We start from the raw sequence: 17,015 nt of genomic DNA on the forward strand, positions 1-17,015 counted from the left end.
TAATCCGATTCAAATGTGGGAGCGGGCTTGCTCGCGAATGCAATCTGTCAGCGACATTTGTTTCGACTGACACTCCGCTTTCGCGAGCAAGCCCGCTCCCACAGAAAAGCAGTCTTAGTGCTGTCTCCAGAATTAGCGTCATCCGAGGTTTTTGAAATGAATGTTTTGATCATTGGCAGCGGTGGCCGCGAACACGCCCTGGCCTGGAAAGTGGCTCAGGATCCGCGTGTGCAGAAGGTTTTCGTCGCACCGGGCAACGCCGGCACCGCGATTGAAGCCAAGTGCGAAAACGTCGCCATCGACGTACTGGCCCTCGAGCAACTGGCCGACTTCGCCGAGAAGAACGTTTCCCTGACCATCGTCGGTCCGGAAGTCCCGCTGGTTGCCGGCGTCGTCGATCTGTTCCGCTCCCGCGGCCTGGATTGCTTCGGTCCGACCGCCGGTGCCGCGCAGCTGGAAGGCTCGAAAGCCTTCACCAAGGATTTCCTGGCCCGCCACAAGATCCCGACTGCCGACTACCAGAACTTCACCGAGATCGAGCCTGCCCTGGCTTACCTGCGTGAAAAAGGCGCACCGATCGTGATCAAGGCCGATGGCCTGGCCGCCGGCAAAGGCGTGATCGTCGCCATGACCCTGGCCGAAGCCGAAGACGCTGTGCGTGACATGCTCGCGGGCAATGCCTTCGGCGATGCCGGTTCGCGCGTCGTGATCGAAGAGTTCCTCGACGGCGAAGAAGCCAGCTTCATCGTCATGGTCGACGGCAAGAACGTCCTGCCGATGGCCACCAGCCAGGACCACAAACGCGTTGGCGACGGCGACAGCGGCCCGAACACCGGCGGCATGGGTGCTTACTCCCCGGCTCCGGTGGTCACCGCCGACGTGCACCAGCGCGTGATGGATCTGGTGATCTGGCCGACCGTGCGCGGCATGGCCGAGGAAGGCAACGTCTACACCGGTTTCCTGTACGCCGGTCTGATGATCGACAAGGCCGGCAATCCGAAGGTCATCGAGTTCAACTGCCGTTTCGGCGATCCGGAAACCCAACCGGTGATGCTGCGTCTGCAGTCGAGCCTGGCGTTGCTGGTCGAAGCGGCACTGGCCCAGGCACTGGATAAAGTCGAAGCGCAGTGGGATCCACGTCCGAGCGTCGGCATTGTGCTGGCTGCTGGCGGTTACCCGGGCGACTACGCCAAGGGCGCGACGATCAACGGTCTGGACGCGGCAGCAAGCCTGGAAGGCAAGGTCTTCCACGCCGGCACCGCGCTCAAGGACGGCAACGTCGTGACGGCCGGTGGTCGGGTGCTGTGCGCTACTGCCATGGGCGCCAGCGTGGGTGCTGCCCAGGAGCAGGCCTACAAACTGGCCAAGGCCATCGACTGGGAAGGCTGCTTCTACCGCACCGACATTGGCTACCGCGCCATTGCCCGTGAACGCGGCGAAACCCGGTAATAAGCTACGCTGTGTTTCCGGCAAGGGCCCTTGGTCCTTGCCGGACTGTTCCGACGCTGCGCATCGTTATATTCTGGCATCAACCTACGAAGGGATTTCGCCGTGCGCTGGCTCAGGATTGCCATAGGCTTCACCGTCACACTGTTGACCTTGCTCTGCATGCTCCCGGCCCAGGCCGCGCAAGGCAGTGGCTGGTCGGTATTGCTCGACGATCAGGGCAACCTCCAGCTGAGCGACATCCGCTCCGCCCGCTACACCAATCAATTCAGCCCTATCGAGCTTGACCGCCTCACCGCGGCCGAACCCGATGGCGCGTTATGGCTGCGCTTCAGACTGGCGCCCGGCAAGCACGAACAAGTGCTGCGCATCTTCGCTCCCGACCTGTCGCACCTCAATCTGTACGTGCTCGATGGCGACCGGCTGATCGAGCAACGGGAAACCGGCACCGTCCAGGCCCAGGCCGAGCGCCCCCTGCCGAGCAGCGACTTCCTGCTGCCGCTGCCGCAAAGCGACAAGTCCCTCGACATCTACCTGCGAATGGTCTCCGACCACCAGTTACGTCCGTACATCACCCTGCAATCGGCGGTGATGGGCGCGGCCAACCATAATCAGACGCTGATCTACGGCTTGCTGTTCGGCTGCCTCGCCATGCTGATCCTGCACAACCTGATCCGCTACGCCTACACCCGCTCGCGCAGCAGCCTGTGGCTGGCGGTGTGTGAAGCGCTGCTGAGCCTGAGCCTGTTGCTGTTGCTCAACCTGGCCGGCCCCTGGCTGCCGAACTGGCATGCGATCCAGACCCCCGGCGCCTATCTGGCCCTGCTGCTGACCGCGCCGGCCGGCCTGATGTTCGCCTACCGCTTTTTCGCCCCGCTCGGCCCGCACCCGCTGAACAAATTGCTGCTGGGCGACATCCTGTTCATCGTGATCTGCAGCCTGCTGTTGCTGTTCGTCAACACGCTGCCGCTGAACATCATCACCTACGCACTGGTGGCCCTGGCCGGTCTGAGCATGTTGCTGGTGGCGTTCTATCACTGGCAGAAAGGCTACCGCCCTGCCCGCTTGTTCGTCGCCGCGATGGTGGTGTTCAACATCGGCACGCTGATCATCCTTCCGGCCTTGCTGGGGCTGACCCTGGTGGCACCGCAAGGCCTGATCATGACCCTGATGGGTTTCATCTGCATCAGTGGCCTGCTGATGAGCATCGCCCTGGGCGAACGCCAGCGCAGTATCACCGAAAGCCGCTTCAGCATCAGCCGCGACCTCGCCGCGAGCAACGCCGAGATCAATGCCAAGGCCGAATTCCTGGCCAAGATCAGCCACGAGATCCGCACGCCGATGAACGGCGTACTGGGCATGACCGAACTGCTGCTCGGCACGCCCCTGTCGGTCAAGCAACGCGACTACGTGCAGACCATCCACAGCGCCGGCAACGAACTGCTGACCCTGATCAACGAGATCCTCGACATCTCCCGCCTCGAATCCGGGCAGATCGAGCTGGACGACGTGCAGTTCGACCTCAATGCTTTGATCGACGATTGCCTGAGCATCTACCGCGCCAAGGCTGAACAGCAGAACGTCGAACTGATCAGCTTCATCCAGCCGCAAGTGCCACGGGTCATCAGCGGCGACCCGACGCGTCTGCGCCAGACGCTGCTGAGCCTGCTGGAAAACGCCCTGAAGAAAACCGAAGAAGGCGAAGTGCTGGTGGTGGTCGCCCTCGACGAACGCAGCGCCAAACCACGCCTGCGCATTGCCGTGCAGGACAGCGGCCAGCCGATGGACCAGGAAGAGCGTGATGCGTTGATGCACGCCGAGCTGCACAGCAAGCACTTTCTGTCGGCCAACCGGTTGGGCGGCAATCTCGGGCTGGTGATCGCCCGGCAACTGATTCGCCTGATGCAGGGCGAGTTCGGCATCAAGAGCGGCGCCAGCCAGGGCAGCACGCTGTGGCTGACCTTGCCGCTGGACCCCGATCGCCTGGAACATCCGACCTCGGACCTCGACAGCCCGTTGCAGGGCGCGCGAGTGCTGGTGGTTGATGACAACGACACCTGCCGCAAAGTGTTGGTGCAACAATGCAGCGCCTGGGGCCTGAACGTCAGCGCGGTACCGTCGGGCAAAGAAGCGCTGGCCCTGTTGCGCACCAAGGCGCATTTGCGTGATTACTTCGACGTGGTCTTGCTGGACCAGAACATGCCCGGCATGACCGGCATGCAACTGGCAGCCAAGATCAAGGAAGACCCGAGCCTGAACCACGACATCCTGCTGATCATGCTCACCGGCATCAGCAATGCGCCGAGCAAGATCATCGCGCGAAACTCGGGGATCAAACGCATCCTGGCCAAACCGGTGGCCGGCTACACGCTCAAGACCACACTGGCCGACGAACTGAATCAGCGCAATCGGGGTCAGGCGGTGTTCCAGCCACAAGCAGCCGGCCCGGCCACGGCAGTCAAGGTTCCGAGCGATTTCCGCATTCTCGTCGCCGAGGACAACACGATTTCCACCAAAGTGATCCGCGGCATGCTCGGCAAGCTCAACCTGCAACCGGATACCGCCAGCAATGGCGAAGAAGCCTTGCAGGCGATGAAAGCCCAGCGCTACGACCTGGTGCTGATGGACTGCGAAATGCCGATCCTCGATGGTTTCTCCGCCACCCAGCAACTGCGAGCCTGGGAAGTCGGCAATCAGCGCATCCGCACGCCGATCGTGGCGTTGACCGCGCACATCCTCGCCGAACACAAGGAACGTGCGCGCCAGGCCGGCATGGACGGGCACATGGCCAAACCGGTGGAACTGTCGCAACTGCGCGAACTGATCGAGCACTGGGTGGCCCAGCGTGATCAGCAAAACCGCACGACGGCCCGTACTTCCTGATCTCGGCAAGTACTCATCTTCTCGAAAGGATCATGGCGTGATGGCGCCAGATCCGCCTGATAGACTCCGTTCAACTTTCGTCGGCGCGAGTTTCAATCATGCTCCATGTGCTGTTCAGCGTTTACCTGAAGATGCTGGTGCTCTACAGCCCGTTCTTCGTGTTGTCCTGCTTCATCAGCCTGACCCGGGGTTATTCGCGCAAGGAACAACGGCGCCTGGCCTGGAAAGTAGCGATCGCCACCCTGGTATCGAGCGTGTTGCTGTACCTGTTCGGGCGGGTGATCTTCGATGTGTTCGGTATCACCGTGGATGCGTTCCGCATCGGCGCGGGCAGCGTGCTGTTCATCTCGGCGCTGGGCATGGCACAGGGCAAGTCGGCCGTACAGACCGACAACGTGCAGCAAGATGTGACGATTGTTCCTCTGACCATTCCACTGACCGTCGGCCCCGGCACTATCGGCGCATTGCTGGTGATGGGCGTCAGCCAGCCGCACTGGGATGACAAGCTGATCGCGATCATGAGTATCGCCCTGGCGAGCTTCACCGTTGGCGTGGTGTTGTATCTGTCGAACCGCATCGAGCGGATTCTCGGTGACCAGGGTCTGCAGATTGTCAGCCGCCTGATGGGCCTTTTCGTGTGTGCACTCGCAGCGCAGATCATCTTTACCGGGGTCAAAGGCTATCTGGTGCCGTGACCCCTGAAACGAAAAGACCGCCAACGGCAACGTCGGCGGTCTTTTTTTCGTCAGTACCCGCAATCCCTCAACCGGCAGACTCGACGGTTTTCTTCGTGCCTGACTGATCGATCAAGGCTTTCAACGTCACGCTATCGCTTCCGTCCTTGCGCGCCTTCAGCCAGATCACCAGTGCCGATACCTTGCAAGGAAGCAGGCCTGCGACCTCAAGCATGGCGTCACCACGCAGAGCCGGATCCTGCGCATCCGCATTGCGTACCAGCATGCAGTGCCCACTGTCGGGGTCGATCAGCACCAGATGATCCTCGACTATCGCCACTTCCAGCTTCTGTGGATCGCACAGCGTCAGGATCAAGCGGCTCATGACCAGCGGGCGGTCGCCCAGCGGATAACGACAGTCGACCACCAATGAGTCGAGCTTGCGTATCAGCGCCTCGGTCAGATGCCATTTCATCGAACCACGCCCCACCCTCAGGACCAGCGTGCTCACGTCGTCCGGAATCAGCGGCAGAAGATCGAGCGCATCCACTTGCCCTTCGAGCACCAGCACGTCCCCTGTGCGCTCGACATAATCCAGCGGTTTGATCTGGCGCATGCTCGGGTAGCCTTGAACGACCCGCTCCTGCGGCTCATGCAGCAGTACATCGGTATGCCGCCGGGTTCCAAGCAGCTCGAAATTCTCCGGCAGGTCGGCAACGGGAATCTGGATCAGTCGCGCGCTGCTGGCGATGTACCACTGAACACTGGCGCCTTTCGCGGCAAGGGAAATAAATGGACGATGCGCCTCGGTCGCGAGCAAGGCCTGCAAGTTGCCGATCAGATTTTCGCCATGGGTCGCCAGCCACTGGTGCTGTACACCGGTGATCAACGGTGGCTCCTGATGTTCCAGCTGCAGCACCACGCCCTCCTGCGTCGTACCCACAAGACCGGCACCGTCAACCCGCACATCGGCAAAGCGCCACGCTGTCCACTGTCGCTCTGGCTTGGGCAGCATTTGCGGGTGCAACAGCTGCGCGCCCTTTCCGAATGCCCGTTCAAGTTGCAGCTGATCGATAAAGGTCTGGCGCCAGATCTCGCCGCCCTCGGGTTCGAACAACCATGCCGATTGATTGTCCGGCGTCATACCGAGCAACCGGACCTGCGTCTGTTGCGCCTCACATAGCAACAAGCGGTTGTCCACGTACCAGGCATGCAACCGCGCATCACCGGCAGCATTGGCAATGCCGACAATCGAGAACTGCTCGACGGCTTGTTGCCGGGCTACGGCTTCGAGCGCCAGCCACCACTGCTCCCGCCCCTTGAACCAAGACTCGGCCAGACCCGCAAAACGCACTTTACCGTCAGCGCCGATCTCGAACGACAAACCGTCTCCGGTCCTTGCCTGATAACCGTTGTGCTCAGCCGTCACCTGCTTCAGGCGTTCGGGCTGCACCCAACGGTGCGTCCATTGGCCTTGCCCCTGCGTCACGGTGCGCTGCACTCGACACAGCGTCTGGAATCCCCGGTCGTAGATGACAAACATGTCGCCGTCACCGGCCAGCGGCAGCAACATCAGTTCGTTCAGATTCTGGATCGAGTCCGGCCAGCCGCGGGCACGGCGGCGACGGGGCACCGGGCGCACGATCAAGTTGTCGCGGGTACGAACCCAGGCCATGTCCCGGTGTTTATCTTCGATCGTCCAGCAAATCGAAACGTAAGACGCGAACTGCCAGTCGACCGTGGCATACCCACTGTCAATCCGGGCCGGCTTGTGTACCACCCGATCGCCCAGTAACGGCGCCCAATCAGTCAGCGGCGTGCGGTCATCGAGCAGGGCCTCGAAAGTTGGCTCAAGTCCGCGAGTGACCGAGCTCAGCCACAGTTCGCCTTCGTGGATCAGATAATTCAGACGCTCGATTGCGCCGTCCTGGCGGGCATACTCCTGCACCACATGGACAACACCCTGCCCGTCGGCTTCAACGCTGCGAATCGTGCTGATACCTTCGTGCCGTAATAACAACCGATAGCGGTGGCTGAGCAGCCCGGTGTCGGCATCGACCTGGCAGATATCGTAGCCACTCGGATCATGGAAAAACGCCGAGCCGCCGCTCACCACCGACAACTGTGTATCTTCAATGAACACTTCATCGTTGCGGATATAGAGAATCCGGTCCTCTACGGCGTCGTACCAGCCATTGGTATAACGGGGCGCCTTGATGTTCTCGAACGGAATCAGGTAGTCGTGGATCGGCGTATAGCGCAGCGCCAGTCGATGAGCCCGCGCCAGTGCTTGCAGATGATCCTGCAGGATCTGGTTGTCCAGCCCCTTGGGCACCTGCTCTTGCAACAGCTGCAGATCGTGCCGCTTGCCGTCGACTCTGAAGAGCCGGCCATTTTCGATCAGCAGGGAAATCTCCGGCGCACTGTCCGCTGTCACCTTGAACTGGCAGCCTTTGATACTGAATTGCCCGTCGCTGCCGAACACCACCTCCTTCTCGACGGCCCACGGCGCGACAATGATCCAGCGGTCTTTTTGTTGCCCCAATGACGTCAATTCGACATCGACGCCCGGGTTGAGCACCAATGTGCACGTGCCTCCTCCACCCTGAATCCGGTAGCTGATCTGCTCCTGCCACGCTTCGGGGATCACCGGCACGATCAACTTTCGCACCTGCGCATCGAGTGTGACGCTGATGTCGGTCGGACGATAATCGGGGTACATCCGATGGACGATGTAGTGGCTGGGAAAGGAATAGAACGAAAACAGAAAAAGCCACTGACCGTCCGCTTTTTTCTTCTCCAGACGTCGCGCGATGTCGAAGCCCTTGTCGTGGCGTTGCGACGAAAAAGGCAGGATCTGATACTCGTAGCGGTAGCAGGTGATCGGCGTACACGGCAGGACAATGGCCTGGTCGGCCGGTGGTGCAAACTTCATCTCGGTGGGGTAGCCCAGCTCCTTGCTGAGATGAGTGGCGCGAGAGTAGTCGACCTCGAATTCCGGTACGCCGAAATGATCGCGCAGCGGATACAGGCGGGTGCTGTCGAGCAACAGTCTGCCGGTGCTCAGATCCAGTCCATTGAGAATCAGAGAAGGTCGGGGCAACCAGGCACCTTGTTCACCGCTGTAGCGATATGCGCTCCCGTGATGCGCGTCCTCCAGCTCTGCGAACAACAATCCGACCGCTTTCGCTTCTTCGGCGATGGCTGCGAAGTTCTGCGCCAGCGCAGCCACACCCACTGCCAGACCACCCAGGATCACGCCTGCGCCTCCCAACACCGCTGCCGCCGTTCCCGCCCCGGCAAGTGCGGCCCCCAGCCCTGCGCCGGTCAGGGCCAGACTGCTGGCGTCAAAGGCCAACTGAGTGGCATAGGTAGCCGTCTCGACATCGTTCCGGGCCGTCGCCACCTGATAGATATCGAAACCGACGTTGGCCAGTCCCAGCACGGCACCGACACCCTCGTTGGCCACATGGCCGGCCACGGTACCGAAAGTGCTGCCGGTCAGCGGCTCGAGTGCTTCGCCGACCACCTTTGAACTGGTGCGGGCGATCAGTTTTTCATCGCGCAACGCAGCTTGCACCAAACCGATCAGCCCTGCCACGTCGACTACATTGCCATGCACCAGTTGCGCGTAGTTGACGTAGGCGTGCCATTGCACCGCAGTGGTCATTGTGCGGTCTTCGCCTTCGCGCCCGCGCAATGCGTTCATCAGGGCCTGTATCGCAAACCCGGCATTCAACGTGTGCACCGCCGCCACCTCGGCCGGGTCCATCCCGGTGCCCACCGCACGTTTGCGCCCGAGAACCGAGAACAGTTCAGTCAGATGAGCCTTGATTCGCAACAGGCGATCATCCTGGCTGATGACCGTGGCGACCAGCTCGCCACTCTGAGGATCAATCATGCTCACTCGGTAGCTGCCCTCTGGCGTCACTTCCAGGGATTCGAACAACGGCACCAGGGGCGACACCGAGTCATGGCCCTCCTGCAAGCGCGAAGTAGCGTCGGCAATCTGCTCGGCCCACCAGTCATTGTCTGAAGACAGCAAGGCATTGCCCAGGCGTGAATTTTCCATCAGCGATTTGCCGTGCGCACTGTTCACCCTCTGGCGAACGGATCTGAATGGCTTGTCTGGCAGCGGTTCATCTCTGTACAACTGATTCACCTTGGCGCCGTTCGACAGGTCCAGATCGGCAACTTTCTCACCTTGCACATCGATCAGATCGAACAACGGCCGGTCAGGTTTCCCATACAAGGCGTAATGCCGGGCTATGCCTGCATGTTTGAAAAATTGCGCCATGGCCGTTTTGAAGGTCGCCAGGCTGTCGAATTCGAACAGACCGAAGTTCGGATCATAGAAGTGATAAGTGTGTGCCTGCCCGTTGGAAGTCCTGGCCACCAGCATCGAATGGTTGTCCGAATTGAGCATCAGGGTTCGGGTACCGACGGACTCCTCAAGGGTCGCAACCATTTTGTCCAGATCGACCCGCCCCAGCGGCGTGCCCACATCCGTGACTTTCACCCCACGCAACTCCTCCAGCGCACCCAGAAACGCCGTCGAGTCCGATTGCTCCGGCTCAAGCACCGCCAGGAAAAACCGCTCGCGCAATTGTCGGGTCGAGCCCTCGCCCTGTGTGAGGGCGGCACTCATCGCCAATGCCAGTGGAAAACAGCGGCCCGCTGCAGTATCACCCGGCCCGTGCATCAACAAATCCTGAGGCACCAGTTTTACGGTGCCAGCGTCGAACTGATTGAGCACCTGCTCCAGCTTCAACTGGACCTGTTCACGATGTTCCTGAGTCGCCAATCGCTGGATCCGTGCCACCTGACGCCCCCAGTCGGACAGTGTCACGGCCTTGGCCAGCGCGTCCTTCTTCAGGCCCAGCGCGTTGACCGAAGGCGCCGGCAAGCCATCGTCGACACTCGCCATGCCCGTTACAAAGGCTGGTGCCTGGCGCCGATAGAGTTGCTGTTCGATCGCCGCATAGCGCCCGGACGCCCCGCGCTCACTCATGCTGTTGATCAAATTGTCCATTGCACTGCTCAGTGCCGAAAAACTCTGATCATCCAGTGATTCGGCCCCCAGCAAAGCGCCTATCGTCAAACGTTGCAAAGGACTGAGGTGCGCAAGCTGCCAGGAGCCCTTGCCGAGACCGATCAACAGTTCATCCAGCGCAAGCCCCTGCGTGGACTGAGTGCTCAGAGATGCGGGTGGCCGCAGGCGAGTGTCCTGATTGCGGATGGCCTGACGATCGTCGAAGTTCAGCGGCAACCTGTCGGCAAACACAATCTCGCCGTCGTGGCCGCTCATCATCGCCTTGGCAAACGCTTCGCCAAGGCGCTCGGCCATGCGCTGCAACAAGTCGGTATTGAGCACATGACGTCCCTCGATAACGGGCCAGCCCAGTTCGAACTCGACGGTCGAGTGTTTCAGCAATTCGCCGATGTCGCCTGCGTAGCGGGTTTTGTATTGGCCGTCATTCCAGCGTTGTTTTTCATTTATTACCCACCGAACGAAATCGCTTTCGTTGTCTTTCCAGGAGTGATCCAGCTCCTCCTCGCTCGAACGATTGACCGTGCCCTTCGGTTCAATTTCGACTTCATCTCGAGAAGCCTCAGCAGCCCGGGCAGTGAAATGTGCCTGCTCATAGTCGCCCATGCCAAGGCGCATTGCTGCAGGTCCCGTCAGAAAAATCGTGCCTTCGCTTTCCGGGCGGATGCCGTCGCTGTAATAACTGGCAACCGCCATAGCCAGTTTGTTCATCGCAATATCATCATCGGCGGGCAGAGCCCTCAAAGGGCCGACGCGGCTCTCAATCTCGGCTATTGCGAGAACACGCATGGGCTCAAAGTCATGAGGGGCTATCCCTTTTGCCGTCGCCGTACGGAACACTGCGTCGACTACTTGATAGTTGAAGCGCAGCCGCTCCTGTACCGCACGCAGCATTTGCGCTCCGGGGTGCGCCATCAGATATGCATTGCTCAGCGAATTGCCTTCAGCCACAGCGCGCAACATATAGGGGCGCGCCAAAAGGTCGGAGGGCGGCTGGAAAACCTGATCCAACGCAGGCGAGCTTTTGGCGAACGCCTCCAGCGCTGCGCGATGTTCTGCGGGAATACTGTCGGCATAATCCGTGTAGCGACCGCGTAACGCCTGGCGCCCCGGCATCCATTGCGGATTATGGTCCAGCAGCAGTTGCACAATGCCTCGCTGGCCATCCTCACCGATTGCGCTGATGTCCACTCCACCCAGCACCTTCATCAACGGCGGAAGGTTATCGACATCCGCGTACATGCCTCCTTCCGATACCAATGCCTCCAGCCGCACCACATCGGAGCCAGCGGCCAGATTGCCGCGCAAACCCATTTCCTGATCGTAAATGGCTTGCAAATGCATGGGTTGCCCGGCATCCGCCAGATCGCGCAATTGCAAACCGCTGCTGCTCATCGCGCGCACACTTTCAAGATTCCGGGCTCTCAGCGCTCGCAGATCAGCAACTTCCTGACCATAGGCCAGACCCAATAACTGAATCCTGGCTTCATCGGCTGACAAGCCATTGGCTCGTGCCTCATTGATGTGCGCAAACATTTGTTGTTTGAGAGCAATCGCACGCGCCTCATACATCGTGCCAAGTTGCTCTTCGGTAGTACTATCAGCCCCACCATTTTGCATGCTGCTTGCTTTTGCCGCCTCCACCACAAGCCGAGTCGTTTGATGCACCAGCATTGCATCACCGTCATACCAGAGATTGATCTTATATCCCTGCCCGGCCAACACGCTCGCCCAAAGATTGATGTAATCACGTTGAATTTCGCCAAGCCCCCCACCCAACCACACGAAGTGTAAAACTTTCGGAACTTGCGTCGCAGGCAACTTCATTTGTTCGATGCTGTAAAGCAGGCGCGACTCGAAGCTTTCAACCCGACTGGTGATTTGAGAAAGGGTGGGGGGCGATTCTTTATCAGGACTGGGAGACGGTTCCTGCTCCACTTCCCGGCGTACACGACCCTGGCCAAATTCGCCCAGCGCCTGTTTTAACAACGCCAGAGGCTGCTGCAGCCGCGGCGAATCGAGCAGGCCGATGCAGGCAAAGTAATAACGGATAACGGCATCATATTGTCGGGTGTTCTTGTACGGCGAAAGTGCCTGCTCAAGGTCCGCCAACTTGAACAAGTTGACGAACTTTACATATTCACCATCAACGGCTTTAACTTTTGCCTCTTGCATAAACCGACCTCCTTGAAACATCCAATGACATACGCACAAAAAAACAAGCACGCACCAAAACACTTAGCCAAAAGAGGAATCCCCTGATGGCAAACCAAAATAGTGGAGGCTTAAAAACTCATTGAGCGCAAAACTAGTGCAAAAGAGCTTCACAGACAAACATGAAACCATTCAAACAATGTCAGAAGAAACATCCAACAACATCAACTCAACATCTTTTACAACAACAAAATACAAAGCCGAAAACAGGCCACACAGAAACAGACAAGGCCGCAAATTTTCATTCGCGGCCTTGTTATTGACATCCATTTAGAGAAACAAAACGGATTACAAAAGCGCTGTCATCCGGCCGGTTTTTCCCCGTACCAACGCGGCGTATACACCCACTCACCGCCCTCGATGCGAGGGAATGTGCAGGTGGTGGACGAACCGATCAGCACCATGGTGCGCATGTCGACCTGATCCGGTGTCAGCGCTCCCAGCGTGGTCACCCGTAGCGTCTGCCCCGGACGGCCAATATCGCGGCCCAGCACCACCGGTGTTTGCGGGGTGCGGTGTTGCGCGACGATTTCCAGTGCTCGCCCCAGTTGCCACGGACGGGCACGGGAGATCGGGTTGTAGAACGCCAGCGCCAGATCCGCCTCGGCGGCCAGATCCAGACGTTTCTCGATGATCGACCACGGCTTGAGGTTATCCGACAGCGACATCACGCAAAAGTCATGACCCAGCGGGGCACCGGCCTGAGCGGCGGTAGCGAGTGACGCAGAAACACCCGGCAGGATTTCCAGATCGACGCTGTGCCACGCCGGATCCGTCGACTCGTGCAACGCCTCAAGCACCGCCGCCGCCATGGCGAACACCCCCGGATCGCCGGACGAAACCACGATCACCGAACGCCCCTCGGCCGCCAGCCTGAAGGCATGACGGGCACGCTGCATTTCCTCGCGGTTGTCGGTGCAATGCTGCACCTGATCATCGCGGAACGGGCCAGCCATGCGCACGTAGGTTTCGTAACCGAGCACGTCTGTGGCCCGAGCCAGTTCGGCTTTCACCGCCGGCACCATCAGCTCTGCCGCGCCAGGGCCGAGGCCGATCACTGCCAGGCGACCACGCGGACGACCGACCTGCGAAACATCCAGCGGCTGTTCGGCCACGGCAATGGCAAGCTCGCGGGATGTTGTGACGATTCGAGCGTCGGGGACCGCATCGCGAGCCAGCTCACCGATGTCATTCGCTGGCGCAACAAAGCGCAGCGGCACCGCCAGCTCAAGCGCAGCTTCACGCAATGCCGGACTCGCCATTTGAACATCAGCCGCCACCAGACAGGCCAGCGATTGAATCGCCACACCGGCCTGCTGCAACGCATTGCGAATCGCATCCGGCAGGTCGGCCACATCGGCACCGACCGCCACCGCCACGCTGCGCGGATAAATCAGCAACTCACTGGCGCTCGCCACGCGGGCATCACTGCCCACATGAATCGAGCGCTGCGCCTGTGGATCCTCCGGCAGTTGCGCCTGCTCAAGCCAAGGTGCAGCACCGTCGATGCGCACGCTGTGGCCGGCGAGCAAATCGGAGACAAAGCGTTTGCCCTGCTCCAGATCGCCAAGGGCATAACCGCCGGGCGGGTTGAGCAGGCAGGTGCCGAAACGCAGTTCGCCACTGGTGGTGATCGCCGCCGGCGCTTCAAGCGCAGACGCGATCTCACGGGCCATGACATTCACTCCGCCCAGGCCGCCAAGCAGCGGCACCACGGCGCTGCCATCTTCAGCCACGGCGAGCACCGCTGGCTCGACGCCTTTCTCCAGCAACAGCGGCGCCAGTGTGCGAATGACGATACCCGCCGCACACAAGGCAATGATCGGCGTGTCCTGTCGATACAGCTCACGCAGGGTCGCGCCGAATTCGCTGTACGTCAGATCGGCGCCTTCAACGCGCCCGGAGAGGCCGTGAATCTGCGCATCTGGATAAACCTGTTGAAGGCGACGGGCCGTGGCCAGTGCGCCCTGGCCGAGAATGACGATGGCGGGTGTGGAATGGGTCATCAGCCTTGCCACCGTTCGCCGGGAACAATGATCAGCGAGAAGTACGGCGACGACATCGGCTCGACCTCATCCAGCGGCACGATCTTCTGATTGGCCATGGTCGCGCGCTCGACATACAGCGCGCGCTCGGCCAGGCCCAGTTCCGCCAGCACGTCGCGCACTTTCGGGAAATTGCGCCCCAGCTTCATGATCACCGCCGCGTCGGCATCGGCCAGGCGGCGCTTGAGCTCGTCATGTGGCAATACACCGGACAGCACCGACAGGCTCTGATTGCGATAGACCAGCGGTGCACCCAGTACCGACGCGCCCCCAAGCATCGAGCAGACGCCCGGCACCACTTCGGCTTCGTAGCGACTGGCGAGGCGATCGTGCAGGTACATGTAGGAACCGTAGAAGAACGGATCACCTTCGCAAATCACCGCCACGTCGCGACCGGCATCCAGATGCGCAGCCACTTCCTCTGCCGCGTCATCGTAGAAATCGCTGATCACCTGTTCGTAGGACAGCGGCGCCGGCAGTACTTCAGTGGTCACCGGGTACACCAGCGGCAACAGATTCTGCGCGTCTTGCAGGTGTGCTTCGATGATGCCGAACGCGTTGCCCTTCTTGCCCTTGGCCACGAAATACGCCACCACCGGCGATTCGCGCAGCAGGCGCAGGGCCTTGACGGTAATCAGTTCCGGATCACCGGGGCCGACGCCCAGGCCAATCAAACGTCCTTGAGCCTGCATCATTCGATCTCCGTGGCGAGGGCATTGACCGCAGCGGCGGCCATGGCGCTGCCGCCGAGGCGGCCCTGCATGATCACGAACGGCACGCCACGGCTGTTGGCGGCCAGCTCGGCCTTGGACTCGGCAGCGCCGACGAAGCCCACCGGGAAGCCGAGGATCAGCGCCGGTTTCGGCGCGCCGGCGTCGAGCATTTCCAGCAGATAGAACAGCGCGGTCGGCGCGTTGCCGATCACCACCACGCTGCCTTCCAGATGCGGGCGCCACAGCTCCAGCGCCGCTGCCGAGCGAGTGTTGCCCAGCTCACGCGCCAGCTCCGGCACGCTGTCGTCGCGCAGGGTGCAGATCACCTCGTTGTTGGCAGGCAGGCGCGCACGGGTCACGCCTTCGGAAACCATCCGCGCATCGCACAGGATCGGTGCGCCAGCGGCCAGCGCATCGCGCCCGGCCTTGCCCGCGCCTTCGGAAAATTGCAGCCCGTCGATGGCCTCGACCATGCCGCATGCGTGGATCACCCGCACCGCGAGTTTTTCCAGGTCGGCCGGAATACGCGAGAGGTTGGCCTCGTTGCGAATGATCGCGAAGGAGTTGCGATAGATCTCCTGACCGTCGCGGATGTAATCAAGCATCAAGGGGGCTCCGTGAGCGGGCGGCGAGCAGGGTCGCGGCCGCTTCGATAGTAAGGTTGTGGGCGTGCAGCGCGCCGAAACCCGGCTGCGTTGCATCGCGAAAATAGAGATCGTAATGACAAGGGCTGACCGCCAGCAGAGTCACAGCAGCCCGGTGTGCGGCGGCGCAGGAGCGCGAGCAGCCGGACAAGTGCACATCAACGGCGTGAAGCAACAGCGTAGCCAGAAGGCGGGCATCGTGTTTGGTGTCGGCCAGACCTTTGCCGCAGCCGTTGGAGCCGGTGCAGGCGATCAGGTGTGACAGCGGATCTTCGGTCTGGGTCAGCAAGTTCAGCTTGCCCAGAGCATCGAGCACTTGAACCGCATTCGCTTCCCGCACATTGGGCAGCAACAGGCTTTGCCAAGGGGTGAACCGAAGACTGCCATCGCCAAAGGTTCTGGCCAATTGCGCGGCACCACGCAGCATGTCCGGATCGAGACGACCGAGCGGCGGTGCGGCACCGACATAGACCTGACCAGCCGATTGCTGAGGATGAATGCCGATGTGCAAGCCTTGCGGCACGGTTCCACGCTGCCAATCGCCAACGACTTGCAGGTTGATCCGCTGACCGAGCTTTTCCAGAAACACCGGTGCAGGGCATTCATCCAGCAGATGACGCATACGTGTCTGCTCCGGTCGGGCCAGTTCGAGGAACAGCTCCAGCACCGCGACCACCAGCGCATGTCCGTCCGCAAGCGCCACGGCGGCCAGCGGTCGATCCGTGGGGCAACCCGCCAGGCCGAACGCCAACAGCGTATTTTCACCGCTTTTGAATGCCGATAACCACAGGTCATGGGGATGTTCGAGCATCGCCAGCCCTTCACCGCCATCCAGTTGCACAGCGAACTTGGCGCTCAGTTCATGGAAACGCGGATGGCTTTGCAGGGTCTCGAGGATCTGTCCGGCCAATGGACGAGTATCGAAGCGCATCTGCCGGTCGATGCCGGCAGCCGGGCTGAGCATCAGGTTGCGCACGTCGTCGCCCGCCGCAGTTCGCGGCCCGAGACCGGCGGCCAGCAGGCTCTCGATCAGCGCGGCGGACCGGTCGCCGATACCGCGGATCTGCAGATTGCCCCGGTTGGTCGCCTCGATCGCGCCACCGGCAAACCGCTCGGCGGCATTGGCCACTGCATCGGCCTGATCGGCCGTGATCGAACCGCCATCGAGCTTGATCCGGCAGATACCGCCATCCAGCGCCTGGACGATGCGCAGCAACCCCGGACAGGCCGAGGGGCGTATGGCGTTGGATATCGAGCGTTCGTTCAAAGGATGACCGGCTGACAGGCAGCGCTTGGTGGGCGAAAGGTCGCCATTATGCCTGCTTTGCCTGACAGCATGAAAAGTC

The 17,015-nt window shown here is 60.9% G+C and carries 8 protein-coding genes; 3 read left to right on the forward strand and 5 right to left on the reverse strand.

Translation table 11 applies throughout. The annotated features are described in order from the left end of the window. Positions 1-156 precede the first annotated feature (156 nt). The 3 genes from purD to ACW9HX_RS21300 all read left to right on the forward strand — a co-directional run bounded on the left by purD (position 157) and on the right by ACW9HX_RS21300 (position 5,024). Positions 157-1,449 carry a phosphoribosylamine--glycine ligase gene (gene purD, locus ACW9HX_RS21290; protein WP_457382123.1) on the forward strand — a complete coding sequence of 431 codons (1,293 nt, stop codon included), beginning with the start codon at positions 157-159 and terminating at the stop codon, positions 1,447-1,449. Positions 1,450-1,551: 102 nt separating this feature from the next. Continuing rightward, positions 1,552-4,329: a response regulator gene (locus ACW9HX_RS21295; protein ID WP_457382124.1), complete on the forward strand. Its 2,778-nt coding sequence runs from the start codon at positions 1,552-1,554 to the stop codon at positions 4,327-4,329. Positions 4,330-4,427: 98 nt separating this feature from the next. Beyond that, the gene (locus tag ACW9HX_RS21300; RefSeq protein WP_096819748.1) at positions 4,428-5,024 is read left to right on the forward strand and encodes a MarC family protein; all 597 of its coding nucleotides are present in this window, start codon (positions 4,428-4,430) and stop codon (positions 5,022-5,024) included. A 67-nt stretch (positions 5,025-5,091) separates the two neighbouring features. On the opposite strand, the gene ACW9HX_RS21305 is transcribed toward ACW9HX_RS21300, so the two are convergent. The 5 genes from ACW9HX_RS21305 to cobG all read right to left on the reverse strand — a co-directional run bounded on the left by ACW9HX_RS21305 (position 5,092) and on the right by cobG (position 16,921). Then, a complete protein-coding gene (locus tag ACW9HX_RS21305; RefSeq protein ID WP_457382125.1) occupies positions 5,092-12,249 on the reverse strand; it encodes a TcdA/TcdB pore-forming domain-containing protein in 7,158 nt (2,385 codons plus the stop codon). Positions 12,250-12,569: 320 nt separating this feature from the next. Then, positions 12,570-14,273 (reverse strand): precorrin-3B C(17)-methyltransferase, encoded by a 1,704-nt coding sequence (gene cobJ / locus ACW9HX_RS21310; RefSeq protein WP_457382126.1) that lies wholly within the window; start codon positions 14,271-14,273, stop codon positions 12,570-12,572. After that, a complete protein-coding gene (locus ACW9HX_RS21315; RefSeq protein ID WP_007951035.1) occupies positions 14,273-15,007 on the reverse strand; it encodes a precorrin-2 C(20)-methyltransferase in 735 nt (244 codons plus the stop codon). The genes cobJ and ACW9HX_RS21315 overlap by 1 nt, the downstream gene beginning before the upstream one ends. Next, the gene (locus ACW9HX_RS21320; protein WP_457382127.1) at positions 15,004-15,630 is read right to left on the reverse strand and encodes a precorrin-8X methylmutase; all 627 of its coding nucleotides are present in this window, start codon (positions 15,628-15,630) and stop codon (positions 15,004-15,006) included. Before ACW9HX_RS21320 ends, ACW9HX_RS21315 begins: the two co-directional genes overlap by 4 nt. Further along, a complete protein-coding gene (gene cobG, locus ACW9HX_RS21325) occupies positions 15,623-16,921 on the reverse strand; it encodes a precorrin-3B synthase (RefSeq protein WP_457382140.1) in 1,299 nt (432 codons plus the stop codon). The genes ACW9HX_RS21320 and cobG overlap by 8 nt, the downstream gene beginning before the upstream one ends. Between the last annotated feature and the right edge of the window lie 94 nt (positions 16,922-17,015).

It is taken from the genome of Pseudomonas sp. SDO52101_S400 (genome assembly GCF_054071635.1).

Bases quoted from the DNA above. Each gene is read 5' to 3' on its own strand.
- purD (WP_457382123.1), top strand. From the start codon at position 157: ATGAATGTTTTGATCATTGGCAGCGGTGGCCGCGAACACGCCCTGGCC.
- ACW9HX_RS21300 (WP_096819748.1), top strand. From the start codon at position 4,428: ATGCTCCATGTGCTGTTCAGCGTTTACCTGAAGATGCTGGTGCTCTAC.
- ACW9HX_RS21305 (WP_457382125.1), bottom strand. From the start codon at position 12,249: ATGTTTCAAGGAGGTCGGTTTATGCAAGAGGCAAAAGTTAAAGCCGTT.
- cobJ (WP_457382126.1), bottom strand. From the start codon at position 14,273: ATGACCCATTCCACACCCGCCATCGTCATTCTCGGCCAGGGCGCACTG.
- ACW9HX_RS21315 (WP_007951035.1), bottom strand. From the start codon at position 15,007: ATGATGCAGGCTCAAGGACGTTTGATTGGCCTGGGCGTCGGCCCCGGT.
- ACW9HX_RS21320 (WP_457382127.1), bottom strand. From the start codon at position 15,630: ATGCTTGATTACATCCGCGACGGTCAGGAGATCTATCGCAACTCCTTC.